Source organism: Paenibacillus sp. J22P277, assembly GCF_059383675.1.
On sequence record NZ_JBXENS010000004.1, the window covers coordinates 21233 to 40060 of the forward strand.

Below are 18828 nucleotides of genomic sequence, written 5' to 3' on the forward strand. Positions count from 1 at the left end.
GCATCCTACAGAAAATATACAGTTCATTATAGCACAACTGCGTTTCAGAATACCAGCAAGGACTATTTACACATACTAAACATCATTCCCAGCTACGAACAATCGAGGTGGCCTTTGCATGCGAACGTCCAGAACCGCGGCTACGACATTGATCAGCGCGCTGCTGATCGCTTTCGGCTTCAACCAGCTGCTCATCCCCCATAAAATGATCAGCGGCGGCGTCTCCGGCATCACGATGATCGCGGGTTACGCGACCGGACTCAATATCGGCTGGCTGTATTTTATTCTGAACGTCCCGATTCTGCTCTGGGGATGGCGCGTGCTCGGGTTGCGTTTCGTCGGGTGGAGCCTGGTCGCCGTGGCCGCGACGACGTTGTTCATGCAGCTCGTTCCGGTCAAGCCGCTGGTCGGCGACTTGATGCTCGGCGCCGTCTTCGGAGGCGTCGTCGTCGGCTTCGGCAGCGGTCTCGCGCTCCGTGCAGGCTCCTCGTCCGGCGGCTTCGACATTATCGCCGCCATCGTGACCCGCAAGCGGGACATCTCGATCGGCATGCTGATCTTCGTGCTGAACGGATCCGTCATCGGGGCGCTCGGGCTGCTCACGAAAGACTGGGACGTCGCCCTCTTCTCCCTGCTTTCCATCTTCACGTCCGGCAAAATCATCGACCTGATTCACATCAACCATAACAAAATGACGGCTTTCATCGTCACCTCGAAAACCGAAGCGATGCGCGAGGCGCTGATACCGCTCTACCGCGGGGTCACGGTTATTCGAACCCGGGGAGGCTACTCGAATACGGAGAACGACATGCTGATGACGGTGACGACGCGCTACGAGCTGGGCGAGCTGCGCAAAATCATCGCGGCCACCGACCCTAAAGCCTTCGTCAACATCGTCGAAACGGTCGGGGTGCTGGGGGACTTCCGCAAACCGGCCCTATAAGGGAATTACCCCGGAAACAGGCGGAGGCAAACATGGATTTTTGCAAGCGACACTAGGTTTTTCAAAGTTCGGCTGTTATAATATAGCTATCCCGTACAACAAAGTTTCGTGCCATACGTTTTACCCTCCATTACGATGAAAGGGTGATGCTTCATGGATATGGAAACGGTCAGACTCGTACAGATTGTGGAGAAGTTAGCACCCGAATTAGTGCCTTTCCTCACGGAGCGGGAGTTGAATTTGAATATCGTGCTGCGGGACGGACTGGCATGGCTGGAACCGGAAGACGCGATGGAAATCGTGCAGCACAGCATTTGCGAGCATCAAAAAGAAGTGCTTCTGCAATAGACCTTTAGATAACGCGGAACGAGAACAGCCTGTTGTTCTCGTTCTTTTTTTGTTTAATAAGGCTTACGGGCGAGGGAGCCGGTAATCAAGTTCGTCCAGGGCCGAAATCATACGAAATACCTCTGTGCCTCCTTAGCCGGCTGCATTATAATCGAAGTGACTTTGCATGCGGGGAGAGTGTTCCATGGACGCGATCGTTTCGGCCTTATTATTATTGTTTCATGTACTGACGGGCTCATCTTCGGCGACCGGAACGGAAACGGCCTCGACGCATCAGCTGCTGGCGACGCTCCTGACCGCTCCTGCTGCTAGCCTGCAGCCCGGTTCGCCTGTTATACCCGGCGGCATGACGCCGGATGCTCCCGCGGACGCCAAGCCCGGTTCGGGCACCGGCGTCGCGATCGTCAAGCACGATCCGCAGCCTGACGCGCCGAAAGTCAAAGGCATCTACGTTACCGCGTACAGCGCGGGCGGCGCTCGACTGGACTCGCTGCTGAAGCTGCTCGACGATACGGAGTTGAACAGCATGGTCATCGACGTCAAGGACGACAACGGCTACATCACATTCCCTTCGACGAACCCCGAGCTCCTGCAATACGGGAAACCGCAGAAGTTCATCCGCGACCTGCCGGCCTTGATGGCGAAGCTCGATAAGCATAACGTTTACCCCATCGGGCGAATCGTCGTGTTCAAAGACACGGTGCTGGCCAAAAGCCATCCAGAGCTGTCGTTCAAGCGCAAGGACGGCTCGATCTGGTCCAACGGCAACGGCGACAGCTTCGTGAACGCCTATCGGAAGGAAGTATGGGATTATAACATCGCCGTAGCCAAAGAAGCGGCCAAAATGGGCTTCAAAGAAATCCAGTTCGATTACGTTCGTTTCCCCGAAGGCTTCGAGAATAAAGCCGCTTCCCTGGTATTCGACAAAACGAAGGATTCGCGCGTCGATACGATCGCGGCGTTCGTGAAGTACGCGAAAGCGCAGCTCGAACCGCTCGGCGTCCGGGTTTCCGTCGACATCTTCGGTTATGCCGCTTCCGTGCCCGCCGCGGAAGGCATCGGTCAGGATTTCGTGAAAATCTCCAAGAACGTGGACGTCATCTCGCCGATGATCTATCCGAGCCATTACGGTACCGGCTGGTTCGGCGTGAAGGATCCGGACACGAATCCATACGCGACGATCAAAGGCGCCATGAGGGATACGCATAAAAAGCTGGATCCAATCGGTTCCTACAAACCCGTCATCCGGCCATGGATTCAGGATTTCACGGCAAGCTGGCTTGGCAAGGGGCATTATGTCCCCTACGGCAAGCCTCAGGTCGACGCGCAGATCAAAGCGCTGCACGAATCGGGCGTCGACGAGTATTTACTCTGGAACGCCGGCAACCGTTATACGGCGGACGCGAAATTTTAGAACGCAAAACGCTCTGCGGGCCGAGACGGAATGAACTTCCGACCTCAACCGAGCAGAGCGTTTTATTCGATATCCCGTTCGTTATCCCCGGAGCTTGGCGGCCAGCTGCAGGAAATACGCCACCGTCCGGCGAACCCGTTTCTGGACGTCCAGCGATTCCGGCGTGCCGTCCGACAGAAATTGGCGCTGAGCGCCGCCGATCGAGATCCATTCCGGCGAATTGATGCCGTGCACGTTGCGGACGATCGTCTGCAGCTGCTGCAGGGAGCTTAACCCGACCGCGCCGCCTGCCGAGCTGACGGACAGCACCGCTTTACCGCCGAATTGATCGCCGCCCAAATAATCCAGCGCGTTCTTCAGCACCCCTGTCAAGCTGCCATGGTATTCCGGCGTGCTCAGCACGACGGCGTCGGCATGCAGCACCGCATCCATCAGCTCCGAGGTATGCGGATGGATCTCTTCGTCATCATCGTCGTAGAACGGAAGCGGCTTCGCGCGCAGGTCGAACAACGTCGCCTCATGCCCTTCGTCCTCCATTAATTTCGCGATATAGGCCGAGATCAAGGCCGTCGTAGAATCGCGCCGGGTAGCCCCGACAAGAATGGCAATGCGCATCGATAATCCCTCCACAATTCCAATATTTACATACATAATAGTATGTAAAGTCTGCTTGGTCAATAGAAAGATCCCAAAAAGCGATCTAATAATGAATTCGCCTATTCCAACCGATGCGGAAAGCACCGCCAAGGCTAAAATTCGCATAAAAAAAGCCTCGGGCAGCCGCTTCGGAACTCGCTTCCGCTCACGCTGCTCTAAGGCTTGCTTGCCCGAATTATTGCGACAACCGAAGCGCCAGGTTGTACAGTTCCATGTTGAACGGCTTCTTCGTGTTGACGACTTTATCGATATCCGTCACGACCAGCTCGCCGTTGATGATGCCGCACGCTTTGCCGGAATCGCCCTCCATCAGCTTGCGAACCGCGAAATCTCCGAGCTGGCTCGCCAACACCCGGTCCTTATGCGTCGGGGAACCGCCGCGTTGAATATGGCCGAGCACGGTTACCCGCGGCTCCATGCCGCAGCGCGTCATGATGCCATGGCCGATTTCCTCGCCCGTGCTTGCGCCTTCGGCGACGACGATGATGCTGTGGCGTTTGCCGGACGCGAAGTTTTCTTTCATCCGGTTCGCGACCGTGTCGAGATCGAACGGCACTTCAGGCACGATGATCGTCTCCGCGCCGCTGGCTAGTCCCGCATACAGCGCGATATCGCCGCAGTGGCGGCCCATTACCTCGACGACGGACGAGCGCTCGTGCGACGTCATCGTGTCGCGCAGCTTATTGATCGCGTCTACTACGATGCTCACGGCCGTATCGAAACCGATCGTATAATCGGTGAATGGAATGTCGTTATCGATCGTGCCCGGCAGTCCCATCGTTTTGATGCCGAGCTTGGAGAGCTTGTTCGCGCCTTGGTAAGAGCCGTCGCCGCCGATGACGACCAGGCCGTCGATGCCGCGCTCGCGCAGCACTTCCGCGCCTTTCTGTTGGCCTTCCGGCGTCAGAAACTCTTTGCAGCGCGCCGTTTGCAGGATGGTGCCTCCGCGCTGGATGATGTCGCCGACGCTGCGAAGGTCCATTTGGCGCAGGTCGTCGTTAAGCAGCCCTTGGTAGCCGCGCTGGACGCCGTACACTTCCAGTCCGTGGTACAACGCGCTGCGGACGACGGCGCGGACCGCGGCGTTCATGCCTTGCGAATCTCCACCACTCGTTAGGACGGCAATCGATTTTACTGCTGACATTCCACTCACTCCTCTATTTTTTATCTAAGCATGCTATTGATTCAGTTCGAAGATTGTCGTTTGCGGATCATGACGCTGTTCCCCCAGAAAAACAACCGCGTTAACGGACTTCTGCGCATCAGCCGCTTGGACACGAGCCGAACGTCTTCTTGTCCGCTCACTTTCGGATCGGACAAATAAAGCGCGATCAACCCTTCGATCACCATGCGATGGAATCTCGGAACGGGTAATCTGCCGACGTCCTTGCGGGCCCCTTCGACGATGGCGCCGATCCGTTCGATCAGCTGGCTTTGATTCGTATAATAATTGCAGAAGTTCAAATCGCCGCCGATTCGATCTTCTTCCTGATCAATCAAGTAATCAAGCATGATGTGCAGTCCGCAAACATGCGGAAAATAAGCGCTGCGGATGCGGAGCGCATCTTCCGGCGTGCAGTCCTCGTCCGACGCGGCGAGAAACAGCATGAACATCCCCAAGGTCGAACCGGTTGCGGCCGCGAACTCGTTCCACTGCAGATGCGGCACGGCATGCCGATGCTTCTCCCACCATTGCAGCAGCGCCGGCTCGCGCTTGTCCTTGGCAATATGCTTGTACACCTGCAGATCGCCATACAAGCCGACGAGCTCGGACACGAGCGATTGGACGGACTTGTACGAAGGCAGCATGCTGACGCAGGCCTGGCAGGTACGAACGAGCTCATGCAGGTACCCGCCGTCGTCCCGCTCCGCCCTAAGCGCGTAATAGTCCTGCAGCGGCGCTTCGGGATCCACGGCATCGAGCATGGATTGATGGAGCAGGCGGAAATCGCCGGCGTCCAGCGACGTGCTCCTGTCGCACAGGTTATCCAGATAATCGCTGATCGTCTGCAGGCAGACGATCAGGGGAACGAGGATATGCCTGCTGTTCAAATTGGCGGCGGCGTATATGCCTCCCCCTTCGCAGTGGAACTGCTTGCTTGTCATGCTTGCAAGCGCCTGCACGCGCAATTCATCGTCCGGGATACGCTCGGCGATGACTCGAAGCCGAGCCAGCTCCGCGCGGACCTCCGGCAACACATATTTGTATACCCTATACATGAGGGTAACGGGTGTTTTGGGCACTTGGCGGGTCTTAGCTGACGTTTTCATCCTTCGGCGCCCTCCTTTATTCCACTCCGTGCTCATGAATGGCGCTTATTCTCGATCTCTTGGTTAATGCGGTACCAGATATGCAGATCGTTGATCCGGCTGGCCAACTCCGCAATGTCGGAATTAATGCCGCAGGAACGTTCGAAGTTTTCCTCCTCGAAGAGCTCCTCCTGCTTCACGTTAATGATGCGTTCGAAAGCGAGCACCCGATCCGGTATCGTCCCGCGGATGTCTTCCCACTTCGTGACGATGTACGTCCGTTCCGCTTCGCTGTACCGATCCCACGCTAGATGAAGCGCCGGCAGCGAGATTCCAAGCCGATCATCCCATATGAAGTAATGGTTCACGTCTCAAAACCTCCATCCACTAATGTACCATTTCATAGAATGTAAATCCAGCGCGAAAACTTGTTCCCCCTATGCTGTACCGGGCTTCGTAATTCAAGCCGCGTATACGATCAGGCCGCAAATTCGGAGTGAAAGTCGACATGGACTCCTCGCCGACGCCGGGGCGCTCCGTCACTCGGCAGACGGCCGCCTTAGACGCGCGCCGCCATCGGCCGCGAAGTACTGATGCTGCGTAATTCTATGTATGCGGCTTTAACGAACCAGGCGCTGGTCGTCTCGTATTTCCCCTTCTGCTTTCTCGATAAAAGGTTCCGCCTCTCAAATTGCCTTGCGGTTCTCGCTCGCCAACGAAATCTCGTCGCCAACGCCTGGCTTATCGAACGAGCCTCTTTATCGCGAAGCGGCTCCCGCCTGACCGCCCGCCACAATAAAAAACCCGACAGCGGATGTCGGGTAATTCGTTCGTCTTGCTATCTATTCCATTACTCCATTATAAGAAGCTTCCCCTTGGAAGCACCGATCTTACAATTTGATAACGTTAGCGGCTTGAGGTCCGCGGTTGCCTTGGGTGATATCGAATTCGACGGATTGACCTTCGTCCAAAGACTTGAAGCCATCGCCTTGAATCGCGGAGTAGTGAACGAACACGTCTTCTCCGTTCTCAACTTGAATGAAGCCGTAGCCTTTCTCTGCGTTAAACCATTTTACTGTTCCTTTCAATGTAACAACCTCCTAAAAATGAGCGCCGTTGACCGGCGGCTTCCTCCATTATATACCTAGAGGGCGGGATTTGCAATTAAAGGTTGACAAAAAGGCCAAGCTCTGATCCGGGTATAAACGGCAGCTTGGATGCATAAAATCCAGGCGCTCCGCCCTGGCCGCGAATCGCATCGAGCAGCTCCTCCATGCGGGCGTACGGCCTCCAGCCAAGCGACATGACGGGATAGATTCGCAGCGTGCCGCCCGTCTTGCAGACGCGCATCATCTCCAGCACGGCGTCGCGGTGAAAGCCGTAATCGAATTGCTCCTCGTACAAAAACAGAAAGTGGCTGCACAGCACGGTATCGAACCGACCGTCCTCGAAAGGCAGCCGCGGCAGACTTCCGGCCGTATAGCGCGTCCCCCGCTTCGCCGGGTCCCCGAAATGGCCGGCAAACCGCTGCAGCGAAGCTTCGCGGTTCGCGCGATGACGCTCCAAGCTGCCGTAATAGCTGAAATCGAACTTATCGCGCAGCTTATCCAGCTTGGCCGTCGAGACTTCGATCTCTTCGACGGCTTCCCGGATCAGTGCCTCGGCTTTCAAGGCGTACCTGGGATCCACGGCGCAGGCGTCCAACCCGCGCGCTACCGCGTCCGCGGTAAAGGAGGACGCCCCGCCCGCGATATCCAGAATGCGCCCGCCCAGCTGGCTTTCCTCCAAATCGAACATCCGCACATACTCCTCGAAGCTGCGGCAGGTAACCGCCACTCCGAGCTGCTCGTAACGTTGACTCATGCTCATCTCTCCTCGTCTCTTCTCGACTCGCAATCCTGGCTCGGCTCGCTTGCAACCGGCAGCGGAATTGCCATCCGCCCGTCCGGTTTCCATATTTTAGCATGGCGCCGAGTTGATTTCTACCCCGCATTTTGGCTATCATTGGAGGATACACACGCTTTATTGCGAAGGGATGGTCTTATGTTTAAGAAAGTCCAAATTTATAAAACCGATAAATACAACATGCTTACCGTGGAGGTGCAGGGCAAGACGCTGATCGTGCGGGAAATCTCCGATCAATGGGGCGAGGAATGCCATACCTTCGTCAGCCGGCCGGAAATGCTGCATTGGGCGGAGAACCGTTTCCGCGCGGAGGATTTCGCGGGCAAGGAAGAGGAACGCGCGGCCATCATGGAAGGCTTCCGCGGCGTATGACCGGCACGGTCCGTCCAGAAGAAGGAAAACGGGGCCGGTTTAGCGAACATAACCGTATGTAAGCATGCATAGGTTGTGCGGAGGGGAGCTCAAGTCACGTGGATAAGACATCTACGATTATTTTCATCATCGCGGCTTTTTCGCTGGGCGGCGTCATTCTTATGCAGCGAAACAACATTCCCCCGAACCTGCGCAGAGGTCTGGCCATCGCGGCAATCGTGTTTATCGCCTTTGCGTTTTTCCTGGTCGTTTACAGTTTGGCGACCATGGGGTCATAACGAACCGGCAGCCGGGTCACACTAAGAGGCACATTCTGTCAAAGGAGCGTGACCTCCGGCATGAAATGGCTGCCGATCGTTTTATCGTTCTCTCTGCTCCAAGGCAGCGCGGACCGCTTGCTTCCGCAAGCCTCCCATGCCGCATTAACCGCAGCACCATCCAAAACCGAGGCGAGGAGGGTTCCTATGAACCACGTACCGAAACGTTCCGAGACCGCACCCGAACACCGTTGGAAGCTCGAGGACTTATTCGCGGATCAATCCGCATGGGACAAGGAATACGCGCAGGCGAAAGAACAAATGAAAAGCGTCGAGGCCTATCAAGGCAAGCTGTCCGATCCGGGTCAGTTGAAGGCCTGCTTCCAGCTCGAGGACGACCTGTCGCTTAAAGTCGAGCGTCTCTACGTATTCGCCAACATGAAGCATCACGAGGATACGGCCGAGCCGGCGTTCCAGGCGCTCTCGGAGAAATCCAAGAAGCTGAGCGTCGAGACGGGCGAAGCGCTCTCCTTCATTACGCCGGAAGTGCTCGGTCTCTCCGACGATGCCTTGAACGCGATGATCGAGAATCCGGACCTCGCCAAATACCGCCAAACGCTGGAAGAGATGCGCCGCCAGAAAGCGCATGTGCTCTCCAAGTCGGAAGAAGCGCTGCTTGCGCAGGTCGGCAACGTCAGCCAAGCGCCGGGCACGATATTCAGCATGTTGAACAATGCCGATCTCAAATTCCCGAAAGTGAAGGACGAGAACGGCGAAGAAGTCGAGCTGACCCAAGGCCGTTACATACAGTTTCTCGAAAGCAAAAACCGCGAAGTTCGCGAAGGCGCGTTCAAGGCGATGTACGAGACGTACGGCAAGCTGAAGAACACGATCGCCTCCACGCTGAGCGCGAACGTGACGAAGAACATTTTCTATTCACGCGCGCGCAAGTATCCGTCCACGCTCGAGATGTCGCTCTACGGCGATAACATCCCGAAAGAGGTCTACACGAACCTCATCGGCACGATCCACAAGCATCTCCCGCTCATGCACCGTTACATGGAGCTGCGCAAGAAACTGCTGAAGGTCGACGAGCTGCATATGTACGACCTGTTCGCCCCGCTGGTGGACGAATTCAAGATGGACATCACGTACGAGCAGGCGAAGGAAACGGTCAAGGCGAGCCTCAAGCCGCTCGGAGAGGACTACCTCAACGTACTGCAGGACGGCTTCGACAAGAGCTGGATCGACGTCCACGAGAACGAAGGCAAACGCAGCGGCGCTTACAGCTGGGGCGCTTACGGCACGCATCCGTACGTGCTGCTGAACCATAAGGACAACCTGAACAGCATGTTCACGCTCACGCACGAGATGGGCCATGCGCTGCATTCCTACTACTCCGACGGCAATCAGGATTACCGCGACGCGCAGTATACGATCTTCCTGGCGGAAGTCGCCTCGACGCTGAACGAAGCGCTGCTGATGGATTACATGCTGAAGAAGTCGACCGATCCCAAGGAGAAAATGTACCTGCTCACTTACTACGCCGATCAATTCCGCACGACGGTGTTCCGCCAGACGATGTTCGCGGAATTCGAGAAGCTCATCCACGAGCGCGCCGAGGAAGGCGAGTCCTTGACGCCGCAGGATTTCAGCAAAATCTACTACGACCTCAACAAGCTGTATTACGGCGATGGAATGGTCATCGATAAAGAGATCGAGATGGAATGGGCGCGCATCCCGCATTTCTATACCAGCTTCTATGTCTTCAAGTACGCGACGGGCTTCTCCGCCGCGACCAGCTTCTCCAAGCAAATCCTCGAGGAGGGCGCGCCGGCGGTGGAACGCTACCTCGGCTTCCTGAAGAGCGGCGGCAGCGATTACTCCATCAACATTCTCAAAAAAGCAGGCGTCGACATGTCCTCGCCTGCGCCGATCGAAGAGGCCATGAGCGTCTTCGAAAGCCTGATCGAGCAAATGGAGCAGCTGACGAAATAAGCTTCTCCGACAACGCCAAAGCAGCGGGTCCCGGACTCCGGGGTACCCGCTGCTTTTTGTTATGCGGCTATTCGGTTGCTTGCGTCCATCTAGCCGATACGGTTGCAAATTCGCTCCGCGTACAAACTGCAGGACGAAACGGCTGCAGCCGTCCGGTCCGCGCGCGGCGTCAAATGTTCAACGTACCCGCGGGCTGCTTGAGCAGCAGCGTCGTCTCCACGAACGAAGCAACCGCGGCGTTCAAGCGCTGCGCCAGCTCCTCGTCGAGCGCGTAACCGCCGTCGTCGGTCTTCAGAATCTGCGAGTCCACCGCGTAGACGCCCGGCTCCACGTGCTTGGCGTAAAGCGCGGACAGCAACGGCTTCAGCGAGAAATCAAGCGCGAGCAAATGCGCGAGCGTGCCGCCGATGAACAACGGCAGGACGATTTTGCCGAAGAGCCCTTTCTGCGGCAGCAGGTCGAGGAAGGTTTTCAACACGCCCGTGTACGAAGCTTTATAGACGGGGCTTGCGATGATGACGGCGTCGGCTTCCGCCACGAGCCGGCTTGCTTCGGCGATCGCGGGGCTGTCGAAGCGGGCGCCGATCAAGTCTTCCGCGGGCAGCGACGCCACATGCAGGGAAACGACGTCCCAGCCGAGCGATGCCAGCTTCTCTTCCGCGTACTGCAGGATCCCGTTCAAACGGGAAACCGGATTCGGGCTTCCGGATATAATAATCGCTTTCGGCATGACAGGCTTCCTCCTCGTGAAATGAATATTGAATTCATTATACAACCATAATTCCTACCCGTAAACTATGAATTAAATCGATTGCGTTCGTTTTCTCTCTCGCATATGCAGCCGCTGTCAAGTAGGTATTGCCTGCCAATATAAAACCGCCTTCCTTAGCAGGAAAGCGGCATGTTTGTGTTTTGTTTGCTTAGCGGGCCGGATAGCCGCACGATCGTTTGCGTTTCCGGTCAGGCTTCAGGCGGATAAATGATAATCCGTCCTTCTTCCTTCTCCACGCGCACTTTGTTCTTCTCCTTGAACTCGTCCGCCTGCAGGTAGGAGGAAGGAATCTGCATGCGCCCCGCTTTATCGATGACGGCATATTCCACGTGACTCTCCTCCTCGATGACCGCGCCGCTCTCGAGCGCGGCGAGCTCCTCCGCGTACGACTGGCGCCGGATGATCTCCGAAGAAGTCTTGCCGTCGCGAATCGCCACGACGCGGTCGACCTTCCTCGCGAGCAGCGGATCATGGGTGACGATGACGATCGTGATGCCGATCCTGCGGTTAAGCTCGCGGAACAGGTCGAGGATCTGATTGGACATCCGCGTATCCAGCGACCCGGTCGGTTCGTCCGCCAGCAGCAGCTTCGGCTCGTTCGCCAGCGCGATGGCGATCGCCACGCGCTGCTGCTCGCCGCCGGAGAGCTCGCTGAGCCGGTTCTTCATGCGGTGGGTGAGTCCGACCGCATCCAGCAGCTCCAGCGCCCGGAGCCGCTTGCCGCGGCCTTTCAGCAGCAGCGGAAGCTCCACGTTTTCCAGCGCCGTCAAATACGGAATCAGGTTGCGCGCGTTGCTCTGCCAGACGAATCCTACGGTTTCGCGTTTATAGTTGACCAGGTCGCGCTCCGTAAACTTCAGCAGATCCTTGTCATCCACGATCAGCTTGCCCGCGGAGGGACGGTCAAGCCCGCCGAGCATATTCAGCAGGGTCGATTTGCCGCTGCCGCTGTTGCCGATGATGGCCATCAGCTCGCCGTCCTCCACGTGCAGGTCCAAGCCCTGCAGCGCAACGACCTCCAGGTCGTCGGTCTTGTAAATTTTCACGAGTCCGTCGCAATGGATCATCGTCTATTCCTCCCCTAGCTTCAGCGCCTGCGTGATCTTCATCCGCGAGACCCGAATGCCGAGCACGGCCAGCCCGGTCAACAGCATGAAGCCGACGACGCCGTAAAGCTGCACGTAATCGCTCAGCTGCCGGACGATCTCAAACGGCGGCACCTGATCCGTCGCGCTGAACGACAACTGGAATAACGGCACGAACAGGCTGCTGACGGTATTGCCGATGACGACCCCGAACAGGATAGCGGCCGCCGAGGTGAGCACCTGCTCGCTTAGGAGCATGCCGATTATTTGCCTGAAGGAGATGCCCATTGCCCGGAGGATGCCGAATTGCAGCGTTCTGCCCGACAGCGTGAGCACCCAGAACAGCAGGAAGCCGAAAAAGCTGATCAGCATCGAAATGACGAAGCCCAGCGTCATGACGCCGTTGATCGCGAGCCGGAACGGATCGTTCTTGGAACGGATCAACAGCTGGTTGGCATCGACGAGGTTCTCGATCGGAATATCCTTCTTGATCAGGTCATCGTATACGACCTTGCTGCCCGCACCGGCCTTCAGCTTGACCCATACCTCGTACGGTTCGAGCGCCAGATGATTCTGGATGTACGGCAGCTGGCCGACGATGAGGTTCGGCAGCCGGACGTCGGGATCGTCCTTGTCGCCCGACACCGGAAGCGGGCTCCAGCCCGGCCAATAATCGATGATGCCGTAGACGAGGAAATCGGCGCTGTCGAGTCCTTCCCATTTCGCGGCTATCGTGTCGCCGGCCTTGACGCCGTACTGCTTCGCCATCGAGCGCGAGACGAGCACCGCCTTCGGGTTGGACGAGATCAGGTTCAAATAACTGTTCAGCGGATACTGCAGCAAGCCGCCGCGCATCCAGGTCACTTTGCCGAAATCGTACGGATCGATCCCGTACAAGGTCGTTGCCCCGTTCTGCGAGCCCGCGGAGAAGCTTGCGTTGTCCTTGCGGAAGACGCGCGCGGCCGAATCGACGCCGTCCAACTCGGTCATCGTGATGAACGACGGTTCGGTATAGGTGACGACCTTCGGCGCCGCGGCGGCCGGATCCGACTCTTGCGGACCCGGCGCGCCCGGAGGCGGCGGAGGCGGCTTGTCGTTGTCCCAGTGAACGGAGAGCTGGATATCGGAGCCGGTCATGTATTGGATCCGGTCCTCCATGTTCCCGTTGATCGTCCTCGCCGCGTTCGCGCTGAACAGTCCGGTGGCGACGGTCATGATCAGAAAGACCTTGATGGTCAAATACTGGGAAGAGGAACGGCTGATCTGCAGCAGGGTGGAATACAGCGCCGGCGTCCACCATTTGCGGCCGATCCAGAATACCAGCTTGATGAACCACGGATAGACGCGCAGGACGAGCAGCCCCGCGCCAAGCGAGAAGAGCGGCGGCATGAAGAAGATGAGCGGATCCACCCGGATCGAGGTCGGATCCAGGGCGAGCGCCTTCAAGCCGTTCAGCTGCGACTTGAGCGTGTAAAGCCCGTACAGCGATACCGCAAGCAGAATGAAATCCGCGCAGATCAAGTGCCAGAACGATAATTTGGTCAGGCGCGCCATCCGCTGCTTATGCCCGACGATCGTTACCCGCGTCGCGAGCAGGGCCGGGATGAGGATGAGCACGATGGAGCCGACGATCGCGGCGGCCGCGATTTTGTATGAGGTGCTGTTCAGGACGACGTCAAGCGAGGCGCGCTGCACGAACTCCAGGAACCCGCTGGAAGCGCCCAATAATTTCGTGAAATACACGCCGACGAACGGTCCGGCGGCAAGCGCCAGCGCACCGAGAATAACGCTCTCGATCAGAAACACGGTCATGATTTGAAGCCGGCTGGCACCGCGGCTGCGCAGCACCGAGATCTCCGTCTTCTGCCGGTCGATGATCAGATTGGCCGCCATGTACAGGTAGAAAGCGAGCATGAACATGACCGGCGAATACAGCGACCACAGCATCAGGTCCAGCTTTACTTTCTTCTCCGAATAGGTCGCGATCGGCGTCTTGGCCGGCATGTCCGCGTTGCCGATGCCGATGCGCGTGTTGAAATAATTGTTCATGGCGTTGAATTGCGATAAATACGTATCGATGCGGTCGATGTTCATCTGGCTGTAGTCGAACGAATACTGCCAGGTCAGCAGCGAGAGATTAAGCGGACCCTGATTGTCCACGAAGTCGTGATTGAATTGCTCGAACGGAATATAGAAGGACGAATTGTTCGATTCGACGCTGAATTGATCGTACGCGTTGGCGGAATTCGACTCCACGATGCCGACCGGCACGATGCGGATCGTATTGCCCGTGTCCTTGTTCGTATACACCAATTCGCTGCCGAGATCGCGCTTCAAATCAATGATGAACTTCTGCGTGACGACCGCTTCGTATACCCCGTCGCCGCGATTCGGATCCGGAAGGCGCCCGTCGATCACTTTCACGTGTTTGTCGAGATCCGATACGGTACGGAAGCTTCCGGACACCGTCATATCCTTCTTCTCTTTGTCCGACGCGTCCGCCGGCAGGATCCGGAACGATTGCGTGCTCCGCGTGACGATGTAGGACTGCACGCCGAGGTCCATGCGCTTCGGCGCTCCCGCCATATAACTGTCCGCCTTCTGAATGAGCGAATGCGTCGTTTCGAAGGCGCGTCCGCCCGATACGGACGTCGTGGCGCGAATCAAGCCCGGATAAATATTTTGATCTTTTTGCAGCTGCTGCAGCTCCTTGAACAGCGTGCGCTGCAATATCGCGTGCGAATACAGCGGCATGGAGCTGAACAGCGCGACGCATAGCGTAAGGCCGAACCATAAATTAAGCTGAAGCCAGCGGTTTTTCGCCATTTTCCGAAAAATCATCGTCCATAATGCCATCGTTTCACCTCTTCTCACCGATCCGCCGGAATTAGTTGTTCAAAATGACTTTCATGCCCGCATCTAATCCCTTTACGATCTCGACGTCCGTCTGCGTCATGAGGCCCGGTTCCACGTCGATTTCCTTGCGGCGGTCGCCGTCGGCCACTTGGACGTACGTGCGTCCGAGGTACGTGCGCAGGCCGCTTCGCGGAATGACGATGACGTCGTTCTTCTTCTCGAGCCCGATGCGGATATCGGTCGATTTGCCCAGCTCCAGCTTGACGGACGGGTCCGTGACGCCGACGTAGAGCAGCTTCGTATTGCGGTCGTCGATGTCTTTGTTCCCGGTGAGCGGCGCATCCAGCGGTCCCTGCAGCACCTTGCCCGCCGTCTTCTTCCCGTCAATGGTCACCTCGACCGGCATTTCGCGCTCGATGCCCGATATCTGCTTAACGTCCTCGGCCGCGTACACGAGACGCGTCTGCGTCGGATCCGCGATTACGACGAGCGGCGTGTAGCCGTTGATGCCGTCCCCGGCCGATTTCGTATCCGCATAGGAAATGACGCCGTTAATCGGCGCGACGAGCTTGGCGGATTCGAGTTGCTGCATCATGGAATCGAGCGTGATCTGCTCGCGTTCCACGTCGATTTCCTTCATGCGGAGATCGGTTCCCGTGACGCCGTCCTTCTTGGCGCCGTTCAGCACGATTTGGGCGCGCTCCAAATTCAGCTTCTCCAGCTGCACGCGCAGGTCCAGGTCGCCCCTGTCGAGCTCGGCGATGAGCTGTCCTGCTTTGACCTCGTCGCCCTGCGAGACGTGAAGCTCCTTGAGGCGGCCGCTCTCCTTGTAATACAGCGGCACCGCATGGCTGGACGCGACGACGGCCGTGCCGGAGAAATAGCGCTCGATCGTCCCTTTCTTCACCTCGACGGCATCCACCTTCTCGGCGGCGGGCTTGATCAGCGGCGGCTGCAGCGTCGTTTCCTTCGCCGGCAGCAGGGAACAGCCGGACAGCAGGGCTGCGGCGACCATGACGACGGCAGCTTGTTTCGCAAACCGCTTGGGGCGGCGTCTAGACGTTGGGTTCAACGACAATCTCTCCATCCTCCAGTGCTATAACGTGATCGACAATTTCCATAATGCCGGGATCATGCGTCGTCATGACGATCGTCATGCCGAGGTCTTCGACGAGATCGCGAAATACTTTGATCACCTGCAGCCCCATGCGGCTGTCCAGCTCGGCGGTGGGCTCGTCCGCAAGCAGCAGCGCCGGCCGGTGAGCGATCGCCCGCGCGATCGCGACGCGCTGCTGTTCCCCGCCGGAGAGCTCCGGCGGACGGTGCTTCATCCGCCCCTTCATGCCCACCCATTCCAACGCCTGCTCCGCGCGCTCCTTATGCAGCGCGGGATCGCTGCCGGCGATGCGCAGCCCGAATTCCACGTTCTCGTACGCCGACATGAGCGGAATCAGGCCGAAGGCTTGAAAAACAAGGCCCAAATTCGTTCTGCGCCACGTGCTTCGCTGCTTCTCCGGCAGCTCCGAGATGACCCGCCCTTCATAAAAAACCCGGCCCTCCGTCGGTTGGTCGAGCGCGGCCAGCAGATTGAGCAGCGTCGTCTTCCCCGAGCCGGACCGCCCTTTCAGCGCGATCATGGAGCCTTGACGTATGTTGAGGTCAATATTCTTGACAGCGGTTACAGCATTGTCGCCGCGTCCGAATACCTTCTTGACGTTGACCGCCTGCAGCAAAGGCTGCGCATTCGGCGATTCCGCCGGCACGTTCGTCACGATCGGTCATTCCCTTCCGCTTCCGTCCTATGAATTCGCTTTCAAAAAAAGAAAACTATTTGTAAATTTTTTCTATTAGAGTTAGAATACTAGGCTATCGTCCCCCCTGTCAACCTGCATACGTATGCTTTTACATAGGTAAAATTATGGAAATGGAATAATAGGCGCATTGGTAGAGTTGGCAGATGTACGCGCTTCGGGTGATACAGTGCGCGTTAATGGCGGGGGGAGGTTGATGCCGCGGCCGACGGCGGGGTGCTGGGGCGAAGGCGTGCGGGGCTGCTAATGCCGCGCCGGAGGGCGGAGTGCCGGGCCGAAGGCGGCGGGGGCATTTCCATGCCCTGCCGGCAAATCGAGGCGGCATGGAGCCGCCTAGGCCAAGGCGCAGCCGATGCCCCACGCCAGCATGCCGGCAACGGCCGAGGATGCGAAATTAACCGCATCGTTCGTCATGACGGCGAAGCCGCGGATGCGCACGGCAGCGACGCCGCAGTGATGGGCTCGCTCCGTCTCGCTGCCGCATGCGGGGCAGCGGTACATGGCCTGCACGGTTGCGCCGAGCAAGGAATCCGCGAAGGCGCCGGCCGTGCCCGCGACAGCCGCGGCGGCGACCAGCGGGCCGAGCGTGATGCCCGCCGGCGCGAGCGCCGCGGCTGTCGCGCCGATAAAGGCGGCGCCGGCCAGAGCGGCGGCGCTGCCGAGCGCCGTGACGCCGCCGCTCGTTCCGGCCGATACGCGGCGGCCGGTAAGCAGCGAGCGAGGAGACCGGCGGCTGAGCGCGCCGATCTCCGTCGCCCACGTATCCGCGTTGACCGCAGCCATGACGCCGGCGAACGCGTAGATCCAACCGTTGCCCGGCCATGCGGCATGACCGGCGCACAAGAGCAGGCCGAGCCCGCCGTTCGCCCAGACTTGCATGGCGTCGCGCCTGCCGGTCTTGGCGTAATTCGCCTCGGCCGCTTCCTTACGCGCGTGGCGCTTCTTCCATTTAGACCACAGCGTCGACGACAGGAAGAACGCCAGCAGCGTCCCGAACCACAGCGGACCGCCGAGCGCCACGTAGCCTGTTCCCATGACCGCGGCCGACCATGCGCCCGAACCGGAGAGCGACCGCGACCGGTAAGCGGCTCCCGCGATCAAGACGCTTCCCACTAGACCCGCTCCCGCTCTGATCCACCATTCCATCCGCGTTTCCCCCATCCTGCCAGTTGTTCATTGCGCTTCCATCTTGGCGTTGAGCGCGGCCGGCATTTCGATCGCGCATCTTCGACGTCTTCTTCGAGCAGCTGCCCGCGCTGCCGGGCATACGCGAGCATTACCGGGACGAGCCGATGCTATAGCATTACGCGAAGCCCGATCGAATCCGCGCGCTATCTCCGAAAATATCTCAACAGAACGAGACGCATAGTCGCGGCCGCGCCGCGCTATGCGTCTTTTTGCTTCCCGCGAATCGGCGCCCGCGGCTTACGCCCCCGACTGGGCCGCCTCCAGGAAGCGGTTCGGGTAATTCGTGCAAATCATCAGCGTTTCGCCGAGTCCCGCCAACCGTTTGATCATCGGCGTGTCGTTGACCGTCCAGGCCATGACGGCGATATTCGCCCGCTTCATGTCCGCAAGCAGCTTTTCGGAGACGCGCGTGTACCCGATGGACAAGAACGTGGCGCCCATTTGCTTCAGCTCGTCGGTCAGCGTCCAAGGCAGCGCGTCGATGATAAGTCCCGTCCGCACTTCCGGCGTCAGCTCCCTTACCCGGCGAAGCGCCTCCCGATCGAAGGACGTGATGACGGAGTCATGCTGCAGCCCTTTGCCGTACAGGAGTTCGACGACCTTCCGTTCCATGCCCGGATAACGCCCGCCGTAGGTTTTCAGTTCGATATTGAGCCGGCAGCGGCCGATCGTCGCATCCAGCACCTGCTCGAGCGTCGGAATGCCTTCTCCCTTGAAAGACTTGCCGAACCAGCCGCCGGCGTCCATCCGACCCAGCTCCTCGGCCGTATAGTCGCCGACCCGGCCCCCCGTATTCGCCGTTCGTCTCAGCGAATCGTCATGAATGACGACCGGAATGCCGTCCTTGGACAGCTGGACGTCCAGCTCGATCCACTGCACGAACGGAAAATCGAGTGCCGCCCTGAATGCCGCCATCGTATTCTCCGGCGCAAGGCCGGAAGCGCCCCGGTGGGCAACGCAAGGATTTAACAA

The 18828-nt window shown here is 58.3% G+C and carries 19 protein-coding genes; 6 read left to right on the forward strand and 13 right to left on the reverse strand.

The window, feature by feature from the left end; genetic code table 11:
- The first annotated feature begins 118 nt into the window (after positions 1 to 118).
- The 3 genes from AC50YL_RS13420 (at position 119) to AC50YL_RS13430 (ending at position 2705) form a co-directional block, all read left to right on the forward strand.
- A complete protein-coding gene (locus AC50YL_RS13420; RefSeq protein WP_494832618.1) occupies positions 119 to 943 on the forward strand; it encodes a YitT family protein in 825 nt (274 codons plus the stop codon).
- A 153-nt stretch (positions 944 to 1096) separates the two neighbouring features.
- Positions 1097 to 1291, forward strand: a complete 195-nt coding sequence (locus AC50YL_RS13425) for a hypothetical protein (RefSeq protein ID WP_161744844.1) — start codon at positions 1097 to 1099, stop codon at positions 1289 to 1291.
- Between the two features lie 184 nt (positions 1292 to 1475).
- A complete protein-coding gene (locus tag AC50YL_RS13430; protein WP_494832620.1) occupies positions 1476 to 2705 on the forward strand; it encodes a putative glycoside hydrolase in 1230 nt (409 codons plus the stop codon).
- Positions 2706 to 2786: 81 nt separating this feature from the next.
- Here AC50YL_RS13430 and AC50YL_RS13435 read toward each other — a convergent pair whose 3' ends face one another.
- The 6 genes from AC50YL_RS13435 to AC50YL_RS13460 form a co-directional block, all read right to left on the reverse strand.
- Positions 2787 to 3320, reverse strand: a complete 534-nt coding sequence (locus AC50YL_RS13435) for an NADPH-dependent FMN reductase (protein WP_494832622.1) — start codon at positions 3318 to 3320, stop codon at positions 2787 to 2789.
- Positions 3321 to 3537: 217 nt separating this feature from the next.
- Positions 3538 to 4506, reverse strand: coding sequence for a 6-phosphofructokinase (gene pfkA / locus AC50YL_RS13440; RefSeq protein ID WP_161744847.1), 969 nt, complete (start codon positions 4504 to 4506; stop codon positions 3538 to 3540).
- Positions 4507 to 4547: 41 nt separating this feature from the next.
- On the reverse strand, positions 4548 to 5633 hold the full coding sequence (locus tag AC50YL_RS13445; RefSeq protein WP_494832625.1) for a tetraprenyl-beta-curcumene synthase family protein: 1086 nt from the start codon (positions 5631 to 5633) through the stop codon (positions 4548 to 4550).
- Positions 5634 to 5665: 32 nt separating this feature from the next.
- Positions 5666 to 5980, reverse strand: coding sequence for a hypothetical protein (locus tag AC50YL_RS13450; RefSeq protein WP_494832627.1), 315 nt, complete (start codon positions 5978 to 5980; stop codon positions 5666 to 5668).
- 522 nt (positions 5981 to 6502) lie between these two features.
- Positions 6503 to 6700, reverse strand: a complete 198-nt coding sequence (locus AC50YL_RS13455) for a cold shock domain-containing protein (protein ID WP_161744850.1) — start codon at positions 6698 to 6700, stop codon at positions 6503 to 6505.
- Positions 6701 to 6776: 76 nt separating this feature from the next.
- A complete protein-coding gene (locus AC50YL_RS13460; protein WP_494832629.1) occupies positions 6777 to 7475 on the reverse strand; it encodes a class I SAM-dependent methyltransferase in 699 nt (232 codons plus the stop codon).
- Positions 7476 to 7655: 180 nt separating this feature from the next.
- Here AC50YL_RS13460 and AC50YL_RS13465 point away from each other — a divergent pair, with 180 nt between their 5' ends.
- From AC50YL_RS13465 to pepF, 3 genes are all read left to right on the forward strand, one after another.
- Complete coding sequence (locus tag AC50YL_RS13465) at positions 7656 to 7889, forward strand: hypothetical protein (RefSeq protein ID WP_161744852.1); 234 nt, start codon at positions 7656 to 7658, stop codon at positions 7887 to 7889.
- 98 nt (positions 7890 to 7987) lie between these two features.
- Positions 7988 to 8167 (forward strand): hypothetical protein, encoded by a 180-nt coding sequence (locus AC50YL_RS13470; RefSeq protein WP_161744853.1) that lies wholly within the window; start codon positions 7988 to 7990, stop codon positions 8165 to 8167.
- 186 nt (positions 8168 to 8353) lie between these two features.
- Complete coding sequence (pepF, locus tag AC50YL_RS13475; protein WP_494832632.1) at positions 8354 to 10144, forward strand: oligoendopeptidase F; 1791 nt, start codon at positions 8354 to 8356, stop codon at positions 10142 to 10144.
- A 169-nt stretch (positions 10145 to 10313) separates the two neighbouring features.
- Here the strand turns inward: pepF and ssuE are convergent, their stop codons facing one another.
- From ssuE to AC50YL_RS13510, 7 genes are all read right to left on the reverse strand, one after another.
- Complete coding sequence (gene ssuE, locus AC50YL_RS13480; RefSeq protein WP_494832634.1) at positions 10314 to 10874, reverse strand: NADPH-dependent FMN reductase; 561 nt, start codon at positions 10872 to 10874, stop codon at positions 10314 to 10316.
- Between the two features lie 230 nt (positions 10875 to 11104).
- A complete protein-coding gene (locus tag AC50YL_RS13485; protein WP_494832636.1) occupies positions 11105 to 11983 on the reverse strand; it encodes an ABC transporter ATP-binding protein in 879 nt (292 codons plus the stop codon).
- A gap of 3 nt (positions 11984 to 11986) precedes the next feature.
- The gene (locus AC50YL_RS13490; protein ID WP_494832638.1) at positions 11987 to 14857 is read right to left on the reverse strand and encodes an ABC transporter permease; all 2871 of its coding nucleotides are present in this window, start codon (positions 14855 to 14857) and stop codon (positions 11987 to 11989) included.
- Positions 14858 to 14888: 31 nt separating this feature from the next.
- Positions 14889 to 15929: an efflux RND transporter periplasmic adaptor subunit gene (locus tag AC50YL_RS13495; RefSeq protein ID WP_494832641.1), complete on the reverse strand. Its 1041-nt coding sequence runs from the start codon at positions 15927 to 15929 to the stop codon at positions 14889 to 14891.
- Positions 15913 to 16620, reverse strand: coding sequence for an ABC transporter ATP-binding protein (locus AC50YL_RS13500; RefSeq protein ID WP_161744952.1), 708 nt, complete (start codon positions 16618 to 16620; stop codon positions 15913 to 15915). The genes AC50YL_RS13495 and AC50YL_RS13500 overlap by 17 nt, the downstream gene beginning before the upstream one ends.
- 381 nt (positions 16621 to 17001) lie before the next feature.
- Entirely contained in the window at positions 17002 to 17814 is an 813-nt protein-coding gene (locus AC50YL_RS13505) for a DUF92 domain-containing protein (protein WP_494832643.1), read from the reverse strand.
- 279 nt (positions 17815 to 18093) lie between these two features.
- Positions 18094 to 18828, reverse strand: coding sequence for a glycerophosphodiester phosphodiesterase (locus AC50YL_RS13510; RefSeq protein WP_494832645.1), 735 nt, complete (start codon positions 18826 to 18828; stop codon positions 18094 to 18096).

Bases quoted from the DNA above. Each gene is read 5' to 3' on its own strand.
- AC50YL_RS13420 (WP_494832618.1), top strand. From the start codon at position 119: ATGCGAACGTCCAGAACCGCGGCTACGACATTGATCAGCGCGCTGCTG.
- AC50YL_RS13425 (WP_161744844.1), top strand. From the start codon at position 1,097: ATGGATATGGAAACGGTCAGACTCGTACAGATTGTGGAGAAGTTAGCA.
- AC50YL_RS13430 (WP_494832620.1), top strand. From the start codon at position 1,476: ATGGACGCGATCGTTTCGGCCTTATTATTATTGTTTCATGTACTGACG.
- AC50YL_RS13435 (WP_494832622.1), bottom strand. From the start codon at position 3,320: ATGCGCATTGCCATTCTTGTCGGGGCTACCCGGCGCGATTCTACGACG.
- pfkA (WP_161744847.1), bottom strand. From the start codon at position 4,506: ATGTCAGCAGTAAAATCGATTGCCGTCCTAACGAGTGGTGGAGATTCG.
- AC50YL_RS13445 (WP_494832625.1), bottom strand. From the start codon at position 5,633: ATGAAAACGTCAGCTAAGACCCGCCAAGTGCCCAAAACACCCGTTACC.
- AC50YL_RS13460 (WP_494832629.1), bottom strand. From the start codon at position 7,475: ATGAGTCAACGTTACGAGCAGCTCGGAGTGGCGGTTACCTGCCGCAGC.
- AC50YL_RS13465 (WP_161744852.1), top strand. From the start codon at position 7,656: ATGTTTAAGAAAGTCCAAATTTATAAAACCGATAAATACAACATGCTT.
- pepF (WP_494832632.1), top strand. From the start codon at position 8,354: ATGAACCACGTACCGAAACGTTCCGAGACCGCACCCGAACACCGTTGG.
- ssuE (WP_494832634.1), bottom strand. From the start codon at position 10,874: ATGCCGAAAGCGATTATTATATCCGGAAGCCCGAATCCGGTTTCCCGT.
- AC50YL_RS13485 (WP_494832636.1), bottom strand. From the start codon at position 11,983: ATGATCCATTGCGACGGACTCGTGAAAATTTACAAGACCGACGACCTG.
- AC50YL_RS13490 (WP_494832638.1), bottom strand. From the start codon at position 14,857: ATGGCATTATGGACGATGATTTTTCGGAAAATGGCGAAAAACCGCTGG.
- AC50YL_RS13505 (WP_494832643.1), bottom strand. From the start codon at position 17,814: ATGGAATGGTGGATCAGAGCGGGAGCGGGTCTAGTGGGAAGCGTCTTG.